Source organism: Mycobacterium shigaense, assembly GCF_002356315.1.
Taxonomy (GTDB): domain Bacteria; phylum Actinomycetota; class Actinomycetes; order Mycobacteriales; family Mycobacteriaceae; genus Mycobacterium; species Mycobacterium shigaense.
In genome coordinates, this window is sequence record NZ_AP018164.1 from 4,109,269 (window position 1) to 4,122,286 (window position 13,018).

General features: G+C 68.5%; 10 protein-coding genes. 2 read left to right on the top strand and 8 right to left on the bottom strand.

Annotated elements, in window-relative coordinates; translation table 11 throughout:
* Positions 1 to 133 precede the first annotated feature (133 nt).
* From MSG_RS19065 to fdxA, 4 genes are all read right to left on the bottom strand, one after another.
* Positions 134 to 1,411 carry an alpha/beta hydrolase gene (locus MSG_RS19065; RefSeq protein WP_096442033.1) on the bottom strand — a complete coding sequence of 426 codons (1,278 nt, stop codon included), beginning with the start codon at positions 1,409 to 1,411 and terminating at the stop codon, positions 134 to 136.
* 63 nt (positions 1,412 to 1,474) lie between these two features.
* The gene (locus MSG_RS19070) at positions 1,475 to 3,817 is read right to left on the bottom strand and encodes an amino acid permease (protein WP_373421183.1); all 2,343 of its coding nucleotides are present in this window, start codon (positions 3,815 to 3,817) and stop codon (positions 1,475 to 1,477) included.
* A gap of 90 nt (positions 3,818 to 3,907) precedes the next feature.
* The gene (dapC, locus tag MSG_RS19075; RefSeq protein WP_096442035.1) at positions 3,908 to 5,008 is read right to left on the bottom strand and encodes a succinyldiaminopimelate transaminase; all 1,101 of its coding nucleotides are present in this window, start codon (positions 5,006 to 5,008) and stop codon (positions 3,908 to 3,910) included.
* A gap of 41 nt (positions 5,009 to 5,049) precedes the next feature.
* On the bottom strand, positions 5,050 to 5,376 hold the full coding sequence (fdxA, locus tag MSG_RS19080) for a ferredoxin (protein ID WP_096442037.1): 327 nt from the start codon (positions 5,374 to 5,376) through the stop codon (positions 5,050 to 5,052).
* Positions 5,377 to 5,766: 390 nt separating this feature from the next.
* Here fdxA and MSG_RS19085 point away from each other — a divergent pair, with 390 nt between their 5' ends.
* Positions 5,767 to 6,099, top strand: a complete 333-nt coding sequence (locus MSG_RS19085; protein WP_181159210.1) for a hemophore-related protein — start codon at positions 5,767 to 5,769, stop codon at positions 6,097 to 6,099.
* Positions 6,100 to 6,301: 202 nt separating this feature from the next.
* On the opposite strand, the gene MSG_RS19090 is transcribed toward MSG_RS19085, so the two are convergent.
* The 3 genes from MSG_RS19090 to mshB form a co-directional block, all read right to left on the bottom strand.
* The gene (locus MSG_RS19090) at positions 6,302 to 8,878 is read right to left on the bottom strand and encodes a bifunctional FO biosynthesis protein CofGH (RefSeq protein ID WP_181159208.1); all 2,577 of its coding nucleotides are present in this window, start codon (positions 8,876 to 8,878) and stop codon (positions 6,302 to 6,304) included.
* A gap of 147 nt (positions 8,879 to 9,025) precedes the next feature.
* Complete coding sequence (locus MSG_RS19095; RefSeq protein ID WP_096442039.1) at positions 9,026 to 9,487, bottom strand: hypothetical protein; 462 nt, start codon at positions 9,485 to 9,487, stop codon at positions 9,026 to 9,028.
* A gap of 92 nt (positions 9,488 to 9,579) precedes the next feature.
* A complete protein-coding gene (gene mshB / locus MSG_RS19100; protein ID WP_096442041.1) occupies positions 9,580 to 10,482 on the bottom strand; it encodes an N-acetyl-1-D-myo-inositol-2-amino-2-deoxy-alpha-D-glucopyranoside deacetylase in 903 nt (300 codons plus the stop codon).
* Between the two features lie 56 nt (positions 10,483 to 10,538).
* Here mshB and MSG_RS19105 point away from each other — a divergent pair, with 56 nt between their 5' ends.
* Positions 10,539 to 11,171, top strand: a complete 633-nt coding sequence (locus MSG_RS19105; RefSeq protein ID WP_096442043.1) for a TetR/AcrR family transcriptional regulator — start codon at positions 10,539 to 10,541, stop codon at positions 11,169 to 11,171.
* On the opposite strand, the gene MSG_RS19110 is transcribed toward MSG_RS19105, so the two are convergent.
* Positions 11,168 to 13,018, bottom strand: a complete 1,851-nt coding sequence (locus MSG_RS19110) for an ABC transporter family substrate-binding protein (RefSeq protein WP_373421184.1) — start codon at positions 13,016 to 13,018, stop codon at positions 11,168 to 11,170. The genes MSG_RS19105 and MSG_RS19110 overlap by 4 nt on opposite strands.

The following is a 13,018-nucleotide window of genomic DNA, read 5'->3' on the forward strand; positions in this document are numbered from 1 at the left end:
TGCCTTTACGATCTACCGGATCAGCGTACCGACCCAAGCCGAACAAGCTTAACGACTCGAACCTAGCGTGTCGCGGCGACCCGCTGCGACACGGGCAATCTGAAACCCGGGTTGTCAGTGTACAATTGCACGCTCAGTGCCCGGCCGCCGGCGCCGACTGTGTTTGCTCGACGGTGACGCGGCGGCTGTAGATCTCGGCCAAAAACTGCTCGACCGCGACCGCGGCGTGCGCCGCACGGGCCGAGCCGAAGATCTCGAATGCGTGCTGCGCCCAGGGTAGTTCGGCGTAAACCACGGGTTGACGGCTGATTTCGCGCAACCTCGCCACAAAACTGCGCGCCTGCGGGACGGGGACCAACGAGTCGTTGGTACCGTGCAGCACGAAAAACGGTGGCGCATCGGGGTTTACGAGGGCGATCGGCGAGGCCGCACGGAACGGCTCGGCGATCTCCGTGCGACTCAGCTTGAAGACGTTCTTGGCCACCATCGCCGCCATCATCGGATGGATCGCATCACCGGTTGCTGTGAAGTCGTAGACGCCGTAGAACGGCACCGCCACGTCGACCCGGGTGTCGGCGTCTTCGAAGCCGGGCTGAAACAGTGGATCGTTGGGCGTCAGCGCGGCTAGCGACGACAGGTGTCCGCCCGCCGAGCCGCCGGTGATCGCGATCCAGTCGGGATCACCGCCGTAGTCGGCGATGTTCTCCTTCGTCCAGGCGATCGCGCGCTTGACGTCGACGATGTGATCTGGCCAGGTGGAGCGCGGACTCAGCCGGTAGTTGATCGCCACGCAGATCCAGCCCAGCTCGACCAGATGACTCATCAGCGGATGCGCCTGTCCGCGTTTGTCTCCCACCATCCACGCGCCCCCGGGCACCTGCAGCAATACCGGGGCCCGCCCGTTGCGGTCGAGGTCGGGGCGCCGCCAGATGTCGAGATGGTTCCGCGCGCCGTGCTCGCCGTAGCTGACGTCGCCGTGGTGTGTGTAGTCGCGGTAGATCCGCAGCATCCGGGCCGCCCCCGGCTTCTTCGCGGTCGCGGCCCCCGCCGGGGGTCGCTTCCACAGGTCGCCCGACTCCCGGCGTCGGTCGGGACCCAGACCAGCGTCCAGCGCGGCGGTCAGCGGCTCGTTGGCCCGGCGGCCGAGCTGGCGCAACCCGAGCAAGCCCAACCCGGACAGAGCCGTCAGTGCCCAGCAGAATCGGCGCAGCGGCGCCGGCAGCCGGCCCGACAGCGCCGCCAGCGCGGCGACCTGGACGCCCAGGCTCTGCATCGGCAGTTCCGACGCGAACACCCCGCCGGCAAACGCATACACCGAGCCGTAGCCGCCCTTGCTCAACGGCCGGTAACCGTTGAGGGTGAACACGACACTCAACACGGACACCAGTAGGGCCGCCAGTCTCGTCAGCACGGTCTCTTCGTCCCTTTCCGTCCGGCGCGGGTTCGTCGATCGCAGCGCGACCCGCTATCGAATCTAACCGTCGGCGTCGGCCGGCTTTGCCGGCCTCGCGGCGCTGGCCGGGTCCTCGACGATGTGGTAGGCCGGGTCGGCCAACCACATGGGCCGGTTGCCGATCTGCTTGGGCTTGCCCGTGATCCGCAGCAGCTGACCGGGCTCGATGTCGGCGCCGCCGTGCCCGGGGCGGAAAGTGACGTTGATCTCGCCGCTGTGGTCGCCGACGACGATCGAGCGAACCGTACGCCTGCCCTTGCTGATGTCCTCCACGGCGCTGACCCGTCCCTCGAAGGTGGCGCGGTGCCCGGGGAGCAGGCCCGCCACGGTGATGACCGACGAGGACTGCGGCTCCGGGTGTTCGTAGGCGTCCATCTCCTGGTCCTCGTCGCGGGCGACCCGGGCCCCGAGCTGCTCGAGTTCGCGGGCGACCCGCTGCTCGAGCCGGTCCGGGTAGGCCTGCTCGATGCGCGATTGCACGTCGTAGGGCACGATCGTCGCGGCCGCATCCGGGATCAGGCTGACCGCCCTGGCGATCTTGTCGGCGGTGCGATCATGCAGCAGCCGCCCGAGAAGCGGCGCATAGGTTCGGCGGGGTAACAGCACGGTGACATTGGTATTCGATTGTTCGTCATGGGCTTTGGCGACGAACACCTGCGCGGCCCGGATGATTCGCCGATCCGGGCAATCGACGACCCGCAACCGGGTGTCCAACTCGAAGTGATCCCATCGCTTTCGAATCTGCGCGGCCAACGCCGGGTCGACCATGAAGTGCACCGCGATCATCTCGTCGGCACGCAATCCTTTGCCGTAGCGCAGCGCTTCGATCACCGCGAGGTCGACCGAGTTCACGAACACGAACACCTTGTGCCGCGCATACCTCACCAAATCGGGCCGGTCGGTGCGGAACATCTCGAGAATGGCTGCCTCGGCACGGTATTCGCGGTTGAGCCGCATCAGCAGGAGCACCAGGATCGGGAAGACGACGACGACCAGCCACGCCCCCTCGGTGAACTTTGCCACCGCGAAGATGCCGACCACGACAGTCGACAGGATTCCGGCGGACAGGTTGATCGCCAACCGGCGCCGCCATCCGGGCTCCCGCTGCGTCAGATGGTGTTTGGTCATGCCGTAGCCGGCCATCGAAAATCCGGTGAACACGCCGATCGCGTAGAACGGGACCAGCGCGTTGACCGAGCCGCCGGTCACCACCAGCAATAACACCGACAATGCGGTGAGCGCAATGATGCCGTTCGAAAACACCAGGCGGTGACCGCGTTTCATGAGCTGCCGGGGCAGAAACCGGTCCTCGGCGACGAAGCTGGCCAACGCCGGAAACCCGTTGAAGCTGGTGTTCGCGCCGGTGAACAAAATGGCGGCGGTCGAGGCCTGGACCAGGACGTACAGGATGTCGCCGGTCAATCCGTGGCCGAAGACCGCGCGGGCAATCTGGGACAGCACCGAGGGATATTCGCTTTCGTAGGGCGTCGCGTGGGTCGCATAGGCCAGGTAGGCGACACCGGCCAGCAGGAATCCCAGGATCGCGGCCATCGCCGTGAGCACCTTGCGTGCGTTGCGGCCCTGCGGCTTTCGAAAGAGGTCGACGGTGTTCGAGATGGCTTCGACGCCCGTCAGTGACGAACCACCGTTGGCGAACGCGCGCAGCAGGGTCAGGATCGTCGCGCCCATCACCAACCCATTGCCCTGATGAACGGGCACCGTTCCGGGCATGTCGGCGGGGTTGTAGACGGGGAGATCGCCGACGATCACCCGCGTCACGCCGACCACGATCGTCAGCCCACCCATGGCCACGAAGAAGTAGGTGGCGAACGCGAACTGCCAGCCGGCCTCCTTGAGCCCGCGCAGGTTCGCCAGGCAGATGACCAGCACTACACCGACCGTCAGTTGCAGGCTGTGTGGGCCCAGCGCGGGGATGGCCGAGACCACCGCCACCGTGCCGGCGGCCGACTGCACCGCCACCGTGACGATGTAGTCGATCAGCAGCGCCGCCGCGGCGACCTGGGCCACCCGGGGACCGAAGTTCTCCCGCGCCACGATGTAGGACCCGCCCGCGCGGGTGTAGGCCATCACGACCTGCCGATACGACGCGGCCACCAGTACCAGGATCAGCAGGATGACGCCGGTGACCGGCAGTAGCAGGCTGAACGCGGCCAGGCCTGCCGCCGGCAGCAGCTCGATGAGGATCTGCTCGGTGCCGTAGGCGGTGGACGAGATCGCGTCCGGCGAAAGCGCGCCCAAGGCAACCGGATTCGACAGCTTCTCGCCGGCCAGGTTCTCGGTGATCATCGGCTTGCCCAGGAAGACGCGCTTGACGATGTCCTCTATCGACAGCGGAATGCGCATCTTGCTGGGCGAAGTTGTCACGACCACATTCCTTACCGGGCGGCGCAGCGCTGGGGAGGGGGGCTTGCTTTCGGATGCATTCTGCCGTGCTCAGGGCGTCGCAGGTACCGCGAGCCGCTGTACGGCCGCGGCGATGCGCTCGTCGGTCGCGGTCAGCGCGACGCGGACGTGCCGTGCACCGCGGGGGCCGTAGAAATCACCGGGCGCGACCAGGATGCCGCGCGCGGCCAGCCACGCGACGCTGTCGTGGCACGACTCGCCGCGGCCGGCCCACAGATAAAGGCCGCCCTCGGAGTGGTCGATGGCGAAACCGGCCGAGCGCAGGGCCGGTGCCAGCGCCTCCCGGCGTCGCGCGTAGCGCTCGCGCTGCACCGTTTCGTGATCGTCGTCGTCGAATGCCGCCACCATGGCGGCCTGCACCGGCGTCGGCACGATCATCCCGGCGTGTTTGCGCACGGCTAGCAGCTCGGCGACGACGTCGGGGTCACCGGCGACGAAGCCGGCGCGGTAACCCGCCAGCGACGAACTCTTCGAGAGCGAATGCACGGCCAGCAGGCCCGTGTGGTCGCCGTCGCATATCGCGGGGTGCAGCACCGAATGCGCCTCGGCGTCCCAGCTCAGACCCAGGTAACACTCATCCGAGACCACCATCACGCCGCGCTCGCGGGCCCAGCCGACGACCTTGTGCAGGTGGTCGACGCCCAGCACCCGCCCGGTGGGATTGCTCGGCGAGTTGAGGTAGATCAACGCCGGGGATTGCGGGCCCACCTGGGTCAGCGAGTCCGCGCGCACCACCTGCGCTCCGGCCAGCCGAGCACCCACGTCATACGTAGGGTAGGCCAGTTCGGGCACCACGACCACCTGCGCCGGCCCCAGCCCCAGCAGGGTGGGCAGCCAGGCGATGAGTTCTTTGGTCCCGATCACCGGCAGCACGGCGGCCTCGGACAACCCGGTGATGCCGAAGCGGCGCGCCAGCGCGGCCACCGCCGATTCCCGCAGCCGCGCGGTGCCGGCGGTGGCCGGGTAACCCGGCGCAGAACTCGCGGCCGCCAGCGCCTCCCGAATCACCGGCGCGACGGGGTCCACCGGGGTGCCGACGGACAAGTCGACGATTCCGTCGGGGTGGGCTGTGGCCACTGCCTTCGCGTCGGCCAGGGTGTCCCACGGGAAGTCCGGCAGGGACGCCGACACCAAAGGCCGGCTCGTTGGGCGCTGCCGCAGCACCGGCCCGCTCAGTCGCCTTCGCCCTGGGGCGGCAAATCCTTGACCGCCTGCGGGTCGTTCTCGGTCAGGCCCACCTTGGCCGCACCGCCCGGCGACCCCAGTTCCTCGAAGAAGTCGGCGTTGAGCTGGGTGTACTGGCTCCACTGCTCGGGCACGTCGTCTTCGTAATAGATCGCCTCGACGGGGCAGACGGGCTCGCAAGCCCCGCAGTCGACGCACTCATCGGGGTGGATGAACAGCATCCGCGCGCCTTCGTAGATGCAGTCGACGGGGCACTCCTCGATACACGCCTTATCCTTGACGTCGACACAGGGTTCGGCGATCGTGTAGGTCACGTGGGTCTCCTCAACGTTTCCTCTATGTACTTGCTCAGTGTGGGCTGCTGCTGATCTCGCCGCGGCGCCGGGTGGCCGCGCAAACAAAGCTTTCGGTTACTGATACTAGACGTTGCACATACACGTCAACTACTTGCCACGCCAGTAGGTTACGCGGCTGCATGCTTCCGTCCGGCCCCTCCCGTGCTGCCTTACAAGACTGCCAGTATAGGGGATGTGACGCGGGTCACCGTGCCGCTGACCTGCGCATAGTTACGTCCGGCACGAACCCGACGAATAACGGTGCAATAGAAGCGATGCGGTGGCGGCTGGTAATCTCAACGGAGGCGGCAGCCACCAGCACAGGGGTCGCCGTCGTTGACGGTGCATTAGGGGAAGGTGTCCACAATGGTGAGGCAATCGTTGGCCAAATTGGCTGCTGGGATCGGCGGTGCGGCATTGGCGTTGAGCGCTGCCACCGGCGTGGCGTCCGCGGACTCCATGGACGCAATCATCAACACCACCTGCAACTACGGACAGGTGATGGCGGCCCTCAATGCGACGGACCCGGCTGCTGCCGGGCAGCTGAACGCGTCGCCGATGGCGCAGTCGTTCATCCGCCAGTTCTTGGCGTCGCCGCCGCCGAAGCGCCAGCAGATGGCCCAGCAGGTGGAGGCCATGCCGTCGGCGCAGCGGTACTTCAGCACGATCGACGCCGTCGCGGTCAGCTGTAACAACTACTGAACGCGCGTCGTTCGGTAGCCGCTGACCAGGCGGCGCACCCGGCTGCCAATCCGCGATAGGCCGTCAGGCCCGCCCACGCTAGGGCGCCGACACCCGCGCCCCCGCATCGGTTCCCCGCGCTAGCCGTCCCGACAGAGCCGGCGGGTTCGATTGTGACCCGGTCTTTTTCGCATGCTTCTCCGAGGTGCCCAGGTGAGCGCAGCTACGCTGCGAGCGGGCTGTAGTCGGTGGTGCGCTGACGCGCCGGGCGGCCGATTCCCTCGGCGATGGCGGTCAGCTCCGCCAACGTCTTCGCCGACCCGTGCTCGGAGCCGGCCATCCGCGAAATGGTTTCCTCCATCAGCGTGCCGCCCAGGTCGTTGGCGCCGCCGTTGAGCATCACCTGGGTGCGCTCAGTACCGAGCTTCACCCAGCTGGTCTGGATCTGGGAGATGCGGCCGTGCAACATGATTCGGGCCAACGCATGCACCGCCCGGTTATCGCGATGCGTGGGCCCCGGACGGGCCGCGCCCGCCAGATACAACGGGGAACTCTGGTGCACGAACGGCAGCGGCACGAATTCGGTGAAACCGCCTGTGCGGTCCTGGATCTCGCGCAGCACGTTGAGGTGGCTGACCCAGTGCCGGGGGCTGTCGACGTGCCCGTACATCATGGTCGACGACGAGCGCAGACCCACCTCGTGCGCCGTCGACACGATCTCGATCCACAGTGACGTCGGCAGCTTGCCCTTGGTCAGCACCCAGCGCACCTCGTCGTCGAGGATCTCGGCGGCGGTGCCGGGGATGGTTCCCAGCCCGGCCTCACGCAGGCTGATCAGCCACTCACGAATGCTCAACCCGCTCTTGGTGACCCCGTTGGCGATTTCCATCGGCGAGAACGCATGCACGTGCATCGAGGGCACCCGGGCCTTCACGGCCCGCACCAGGTCGGCGTACCCGGTGACCGGCAACTCCGGATCGATGCCGCCCTGCATGCAGACCTCGGTCGCGCCTTCGACGTGCGCCTCCCAGGCCCGATCGGCAACCTCCTGCGCCGACAGCGAATACGCGTCGGCGTCTCCCTTGCGTTGCGCGAACGCGCAGAACCGACATCCGGTGTAGCAGATGTTGGTGAAGTTGATGTTGCGGTTCACGACGAACGTCACGTCGTCGCCCACGACGTCGCGGCGCAACGAATCTGCCAGCGCGGCAACCGCTTCCAGCGCAGGCCCGTCGGCGGTCGCAAGAGCCAGGTACTCGTCGTCGCTGCAGCCCGCGGGATCGCGTTCGGCCGAGGCGAGCGCGGCGAGCACGTCGGAGTCCAGGCGCTCTGGCACTGTGGCGCCTTGGGCGGCCAGTTCGTGCACGTGTGCGCGGATGGATTCCCAGTCGCCGAAGGCGCTGTCGAGGTCGCTGCGAGCCTCGCTGTTGCGGCCCTCGGTGTCGATCGCGGCATTGAGGTCGACGCGACCGGCCGACTGTGCGTCGTCGGGCTCCTGCCAGGGCAGGCCCGCCGGATTGACGTCGCGCGCCAGGCCCGTCGCCGGGTCGGCCAGCGCCGCAACGTGTCCGCTTACCCGCGGGTCGATCCACGCGGCGCCCGCCTGAACGTACTTGGGTTGCGCGGTCAGCCGCTGCACCAGGTCGTAACCGGCCTCGGCGGTCACGGCGTCGAGTTCGTCCAGGGCCGGCCACGGCCGCTCCGGGTTGACGTGATCCGGGGTCAGCGGTGATACCCCACCCCAGTCGTCGACGCCGGCGGCGATCAGCGCCAGGCATTCGTCGCGCGACACCAAGTTGGGCGGCGCCTGGATGCGCATGCCGGGCCCCAGGACCAGCCGCGCCACCGCCACCGTCGCCAGGTAATCCTCGATCCCGGCATCGGGGACACCGGCCATCGCGGTATGTTGCTTGGCCCGGAAGTTCTGCACGATCACTTCCTGGACATGCCCGAACTCCTTGTGCGACTTGCGAATCGCGTGCAAGGTATCGGCGCGTTCGGCCAGCGTCTCGCCGATGCCGACCAGCAGACCGGTGGTGAACGGAATGGACAACCGGCCCGCGTCGGTGAGCGCGCGCAGCCGCACTGCCGGATCCTTGTCCGGGCTGCCGTAGTGCGCAAGCCCTCTCGTCTCGAACAGCCGCCGCGAGGTCGTCTCCAGCATCATGCCCATCGACGGCGCCACCGGTTTGAGCCGCGACATCTCCGACCACGTCATCACGCCCGGGTTCAGGTGCGGCAACAGGCCGGTCTCCTCGAGCACCCGGATCGACATCGCCCGCACGTAGGACAGCGTGGAATCGTACCCCCGCTCGTCGAGCCACTTCCGGGCCTCGGGCCACCGATCCTCGGGCCGGTCACCGAGGGTGAATAGCGCTTCCTTGCAGCCGAGTTCGGCCCCGCGCCGGGCGACGTCGAGAATCTCGTCGGGCTCCATGTACAGCCCGGCGCCCCGAGCGCGCAGCTTGCCCGGCACGGTGACGAAGGTGCAGTAGTGGCAGCTGTCCCGGCACAGATGCGTCACCGGAATGAAGACCTTGCGCGAGTAGGTGATGGGCAGCCGGCCGCGCGGGCCGCGCCGGCCGGCCGATTCCAGGCCCGCATCGCGTACCCGCGCCGCGCTGGCGCACAATTCGGCCAGATCGTCGCCGCGGGCGGTCATCGCCAGCGCCGCCTCGTCGATGTTGAGCGCGACCCCGTCGCGCGCGCGGCGCAGCACCCGCCGCAGCCCGGACGCGTTGACCTTCGGTGGGACGACGGGACTCGGCAGGGCGGTGGGCTCCGATGGTTCCTGTGTCACAGGCACGTTGGTGTAACTTTCCGGCGATTGAATTTCATCCGCGCGTCCCAAGAAATTTCGGTGACGACGGCGGGTGACATAAGCAAGACAGTAGCTCCCACGCCCGGCCCCGACGCGGTCGACCGGCCCGGCGAGCGGGGCGCAATGTCAGCCGTGATACCCGCGCCGCCATAACACCCAGACCGGCGGCACGACCCCCAGCACGATCAGCAGCAGGGCGCCGTAGGCCAGCAGACCCTGACCGCCCAGGATGATGTCATCCGCGGGACCGCCCATGCTGATCACGGCGACGGTCAACAGCCACGTCCACAACGGCAGTGCGGCCAACCGCGGCGACTTGGTCCACCGGCCCGCGGCCCAGACCAGCGCCGCGTTGACCAACCCGGATATCAATCCGCTGATCGGAAATGGGACGGAACCGATGTAGGAAGGAAGCAGCAGCGCCCCGGCAAGTGCGGACAGGATCCCGTCGACGGCCAACAGGGCGAGCACCACGCCGCGGATAGCCGGGTCTACGGCGCCGGTGTCTTCGACCGGCGCGATGCGTGGCTTGGTTTCGGTCAGGTCGGGACGCTGTCGATATTCGACATGATCGAGCCGATGACCCACTGCAGGCTGTCCAGCCGGTCCTGCCAGTGCTGCTGATTAGGGTCCAGGTCGGGGTCCATGCGTGTTCCTTCCGTGGCTGCCTCTTTGGCAGCCTACCGCGTACCGGACACGGCGAAACCGAGTCCCGCGAGCAGGTCTGTCTCCCAGCCGCGCTCGTCGCGGTCCCCCGCCGAGCCGGCGACCAGCACGTAGTGCTCGTCGCCCAGGATCGGCAGCGCCATGTTGTTGGACAGGGCGCAGGCACGTCCCGTCGGGCCGACCACCACCTGGGTCGCGTGCGCGGCGAGCGCCGCCGATTTCGCCGTGCGCCCCGCCGCCCCGGTGCGCACGACGGCGTCGATCTCGTCGTCGGCGTAGCCGAAGTCGAACTCCTCGCGCGGCGGAATCGCCCACCCGGGCAGCAGGTCGTCGCTCCCCAGCGCGGCCCAGCCGGCGTCGAATGCGCTGTCGGCCAGCACGGTCCAGTAGAACTTCGGCACCTGCCATGGCCGGCCCGGATAATCGGCGCCGCCCGCCGCGGCGACCGCGGCCGCGGTGATCTTGTGGGTGCGGACGTGGTCGGGGTGGCCGTAGCCGCCGTTGGGGTCGTAGGTGACGACCACGTGCGGGCGCTGCTCGCGAATGATCGTGACGAGCTCCCCGACTGCTTCGCGCTCGTCGGCGTCGACGAACCGCGGCCGGCGCCGCTTTTCGGTGCCGGCCATGCCCGAGTCACGCCAGCGGCCGGCGCCGCCGAGATAGATGGGTCCCTCGACCCCGAGCACCTGCAACGCCGCGGTGAGCTCGCCAATTCGGTAGCCGCCCAACTGGTCTGCGTGATCGACCGCGAGCTGCGCCCAGCGGTCGCCGATCACCTCGCCCTCTTCGCCCAGCGTGCAGGTGACGACCCACACCTGCGCCCCGCGGGCGGTGTAGTGCGCGATGGTGGCGCCGTTGCTGAGGCTCTCGTCGTCGGGATGCGCGTGCACGAACAGTAGCCGGGGAGTCTCAGGCATGGACGCACCCTACCGCGGGGGCAGCAGAAAGGAACGGCGATGGCTACTATCGTGAAATGCCGCACGCGACCCAGGCCGCCCCGAAATACAGCCGCAGCCGTCGGCGAGGCGAGGTGCTCGAACGTGCGCTTTACGAAGCCACGCTGGCCGAGCTTTCCGAAGTCGGATACGGCGGGCTGACGATGGAAGGGATCGCCGCGCGCGCCCACACCGGCAAGGCGGCGCTGTACCGACGGTGGGCCTGCAAGCGCGACCTGGTGCACGGCGCACTGGTTTTCGCGCTACCGCCGGTGCCCGAGCCGCGCTCCGGGCGCTCCGCGAGGGACAGCCTGCTGACGGTGTTCACCGCGCACCGCGACCTACTGGCGGGCAAGACCGCGTTCCCGGGCATGGACACCATCCAGCAGCTCTTGCACGAACCCGAGATGCGCGCCATCTTCGCCGACGCCGTGGTATGCCCGCGCCTGCAGATCGTCGATTCGATCCTGCACAGGGCCATCGAGGACGGCGACCTGGATCCGGCCACGCTGACCCCGCTGAGCTCGCGCGTCGGGCCGGCGTTGATCAATCACCACTTCCTGCTCACCGGGGAACCGCCAAATCGGCGGGAACTGAACCTAATCGTCGACACGGTGATTCCGCCCCGGGACGACGACAGCGTCGGCCAGCTGATCGGCGCGGTCGGCTAGGGCCCGGTCTTGATCCACTGGCCGGCATCACCGACGATGCCGACCGGTACCGCGCCCGACAGGCTGACGTTCTGCACGCTCGGGCCGGCCGCGACGATCGTGGTGTCCTGCAGGATCGGCAACACCGTCGACATGTTCCATAGTCGCGGTTCGACGGCGGTGATCACGTCGTTGATGTTCTTGGTGCCGTTGAGGGCGGCGTCGATGTTCGACTGAACGCTGTGATCGCAGATCCCGGACAGGTTCGACGGCGCCTGTACCAGGGCGCCGGGATCGGGCGGATGACTGGGCGGGCTCGGTGACGGCGACGGCGACGGCGACGGCGAGCCGGGCGGCGGCGCGCCCGGCCGCGTGGACACCGGCACATTCGACGGCGCGCCGCTGGTCGGGACGGCCGTGGCCTCGATGGCGGGACAGCCGTACCGCGAGGCCAGCAGCGTCGCCAGGTTTCCGCCGGCCTGATGCCAGCCGACGATGGCGTCCACCTGGTGGTTGTTCAGGGCGTCGCGGTACAGGGTGACCGGGTCCAGGGACGCCACCGACGCGGCAATCCCGACGCTGCGCAGCTGGTCGGCCACCGTGTTCGCCACGGCCACCGAGGTTGGGTCATTCGACGCCACCCCGATCGCCAGGGTCAGTTGTTGACCGTCCTTGCTGATGCGGCCGCGGATGACCTCGGGCGGGCCGCCGGGTGGCGGGGTCGGCGCCGCCGACGTGTTGCCCTCGACCTGGTAGCCGGCCTCGCCGAACAGCGCGAGCGCCGCCGTCTTGGTCATCGCGGGCGGCGCGGTCGGCACGTAGCCCGGGTCGCTGGGCGATCGGATCTGGGCCTGGGCCAGCGTGACCGTGTTGTCGCTGCCGGCCCCGACCGCGGCCAGCAGGTCCACGTCCAGCAGCCCCAGCAGCGCCTTGCGGACTGGAGTTTCGGCCAGTTTGGGCTCGTTGGCACGCAGCGTGAGCTGCATGACCCGCGGCGTGACGATCCGGGCGGTCCGCACGTCGGGGATCGCGGACAACTGGGCGAAAGCCGCCGAACCGCCGTGCACCTGGGCCACCTGGGTGTCGCCGTTGCGGACCGAATCGGCCAGTGCCGCCGGCGCACCGGCGCGGCGGAACAGGACCAGCGCGGGCTTGGCCGGCGGGCCCCAGTAGCGGTCGTTGCGGGCGATCAGGATCTCGTCGCGCTGCGGGTCGATGTTTTCCACCCGGAACTGGCCGCCGGTCACTGGCAGCGCCCGCGCCAGCCCGGCCGCGAAGCCGCCGGGCACGTCCTTGACGATGTGGGCCGGCAGCAGATTGCTGAACAGTTCCTTCCACGCCGGATACGGCTGAGCGAAGGTGACCACGGCCTGCTTGCCGCCTTCGAGCGACTGCACCCCGGTGATCAGGTCATAACCGGCCGGATCGACTACCCCCGGCTGGGTGACCATCTGATGCCACAAGTACCAGAAGTCGTCGGCGCCGATCGGGGCGTTGTCGGTCCACTGCGCCTCGGGCCGGATCTTGTAGGTCACCGTGAACGGGTTCTGACTCGTCACCTCGGCCGACACCAGCAAGGTCGGGTCCAGCTCCCAGCGCGACCCGGTCGGCGTGTTGGGATCGGGCACCGGCCGAAATGCGCTGGGCAATACCAGCGCGCTGATCGCCGCGTTCACCGGCGACAGATCCGACAGCAGATGCGGATTGAATCCGGCGCCGATCGAGTCGATACCCATGATGATCTGGCTGACCCGAGCCGGGGGCGGCGGCGCGTTGTGCGGCGTATCGGTGCTCTGCGGCGCCGGCGGCGGGTTCACGGTGCAAGCCGCCAGCGTCAACCCCGTCACGGCGAGCAGCATGCCGATCAT

What these genes read in the sequence shown, in the direction of transcription:
- MSG_RS19070 (WP_373421183.1), bottom strand. Translation starts at nt 3,817, where the DNA reads ATGCGCATTCCGCTGTCGATAGAGGACATCGTCAAGCGCGTCTTCCTG.
- mshB (WP_096442041.1), bottom strand. Translation starts at nt 10,482, where the DNA reads ATGCCTGAGACTCCCCGGCTACTGTTCGTGCACGCGCATCCCGACGAC.
- MSG_RS19105 (WP_096442043.1), top strand. Translation starts at nt 10,539, where the DNA reads ATGCCGCACGCGACCCAGGCCGCCCCGAAATACAGCCGCAGCCGTCGG.
- MSG_RS19110 (WP_373421184.1), bottom strand. Translation starts at nt 13,018, where the DNA reads ATGATCGGCATGCTGCTCGCCGTGACGGGGTTGACGCTGGCGGCTTGC.